Raw genomic sequence first — 2,364 nt, forward strand, 5'->3', positions numbered from 1 at the left:
TCAGCAATGTAGCCTACTTTGGCTCCGAAGAGGATATGGAAGCCTTGGAAATGGCGGGGCAGGACATGGAGCTATCTTTAGGAGAAAAGAAAAAGCGGAAGAAGGCCATAGACGGACTATTGCTGCCAAAATTTTCCTTGGGAAAGGGGATGGCAGGGAAGACCCTTCGCTTTTCTCTTTCCAAGGGAGGCAGAAAGCATTTGGAATGGGTACTGGAAAAGGTGCAGGAATCCGGCTTCCATCCAAGCATTTTCCTTACAAAGCGCTATCACGGCATGGACAAAATTCCGGATGCCCTCTATGATATGAAGGAAAGAAGAGCCATTAAGGTGGCTGTATATATGGAAATTTAGAAGATGCCCCTAAGCAGAACGGGCATTTTAGAAAGAGGTTTCTTTTGAAAAAAACCATTAGTATCGTTGTTCCCTGTTATAACGAAGAGGAAAATGTTGTCCCTTTGGCAAATGCGCTCAGGCTCTGCTTTAAGGAGAATCTCCCGGAGTATCAATACGAAATTCTTTTTATCGACAATGATTCCTCCGACAAAACCAGAGAGAAGATTCGGGAACTTTGCAAACTGGACAAGGGGATTAAGGCGATTTTTAATGCCAAGAATTTCGGCCAGTTTAATTCCCCCTATTATGCCATGCTGCAAAGCACGGGAGATGCCACCATTTTAATGGCGGCGGACTTTCAGGATCCGGTGGAAATGATTCCGAAGTTCGTTCATGCCTGGGAGGAGGGCTATCGCATTGTAATCGGGGTAAAGACTGAAAGCAACGAGTCCAAAATTATGTACGCTCTTCGTAGCCTGTACTATAAGCTGATTCGGAAAATGTCTTCCGTGGATCAAATCAGCCAGTTTACCGGCTTTGGTCTTTACGACCAGGGCTTTATTTCCGTGATGAAATCGCTGGATGATCCCACCCCCTTCCTTCGGGGCATTGTGGCGGAGCTTGGATACAGAAGAAAAGATATTCCCTATACCCAGCCCAAACGCCGGGCGGGAGTGACCCACAACAACTTCTATACCCTTTATGATGCGGCCATGCTGAGCTTTACCAGCTACACCAAGGTGGGACTTCGTATTGCGGTATTTTTCGGCGGTATCTGCGCCGGCCTTTCCATGCTCTTTGGCTTACTGTATTTGATTATGAAGCTGATCTGGTGGGATCGTTTCCCCGCAGGGATGGCCCCTATGCTGATTGGTATGCTTTTTCTGGGCTCTGTGCAAATCTTTTTTATCGGCCTTTTGGGAGAGTATATTTTATCCATTAACCAAAGGGTGATGAAGAGACCGCTGGTGGTGGAGGAAGAACGGCTGAATTTTTCGGAACAGCCGGAGCAGGATGAAAGTTCTTCGGAAGAGGTGTAAGAGAAAATGAGAGCAAAGATTGATATTGCCTTAGTCAGAGAAGGAAAACTGCATATTCAGGGCTGGGCTTTCGGAAGAGACCCGGAGACTCCTGTAAAACTGTCCGTACAGGGAAAGGGCGGGGAAAAGAGAGAATTTTCCTATGAGGAAGTGGAGCGGGAAACCGTAAATGAAGCCTATTTTCCGAAGTACGAGGAGGAAAACGGGAAGAAAATTAAGAGGAAGCTGGGCTTTTCTTTAGACACCCCCTATGCGCTTTCTAAAGGCGAGAGGGTGGAGCTTTTGATTCAGGTGGATCAGCAGCTTCGTCGTTTTAGTTTTGATGATAAAAAAATCGAGTCCTTTAACTCCCATGCCCACAAGAAGATGGAGAAATTCCTGGCTCTTTTCCAATGGGAAACCGTAGAGGCAGTGAAGGATACCCTGAAAAAGGGCGGTCTTTCCGCCCTTTGGCATAAGAGTGTGCGGAAGTTAAAGAGTATCGAAGAGGATTACGACTATAACGAGTGGTACAAAAAAGAGAAGACCGGAGCGGAAGAGCTATCACGGCAAAGGGCGGAAGTTTGGGAGAATCCCCTGCTTTTTTCTATTGTGATTCCGGTGTATCGTCCGAAGGAAGCTTTTTTAAGAAGACTCTTGGACAGTATTTTATCCCAGACCTACCCGCATTTTGAAATTTGCCTTGCGGATGCTTCCGAACTTTCCGAGGATTCCTTGGAAAATGGAGAAAAGTCCCCCATTGCGGTTTTAAAGGAGTATCAGGAGAAGGACAGCAGAGTGCGTTTTACTGCCCTTCCCAAGAATCTGGGCATTTCCGGAAATACCAATGCTGCCATTGCCATGGCCAAGGGAGATTTCATCATTTTCTCCGACCATGATGATGAGCTGACGGAAGATGCCTTATATACCATTGCGAAAACCATCAAGGAGCATCCCAAGGCGGAGCTTCTCTATAGTGATGAGGACAAGATTGACTTTGCTTCCGCCTA

Annotated in this window: 2 protein-coding genes and 1 pseudogene; all 3 read left to right on the plus strand. The window is 46.6% G+C overall.

Annotated features, from left to right (window positions below; translation table 11 throughout):
- Positions 1 to 353 (plus strand): annotated as a pseudogene (locus ACO4PX_RS09900) (alcohol dehydrogenase catalytic domain-containing protein); the annotation flags it as partial.
- 44 nt (positions 354 to 397) lie between these two features.
- The gene (locus tag ACO4PX_RS09905) at positions 398 to 1,375 is read left to right on the plus strand and encodes a glycosyltransferase family 2 protein (protein ID WP_485572533.1); all 978 of its coding nucleotides are present in this window, start codon (positions 398 to 400) and stop codon (positions 1,373 to 1,375) included.
- A 6-nt stretch (positions 1,376 to 1,381) separates the two neighbouring features.
- Positions 1,382 to 2,364: glycosyltransferase (locus tag ACO4PX_RS09910; RefSeq protein WP_485572535.1), on the plus strand; the 983-nt coding region annotated here is incomplete at its 3' end.

Source organism: Oribacterium sp., from assembly GCF_057249185.1.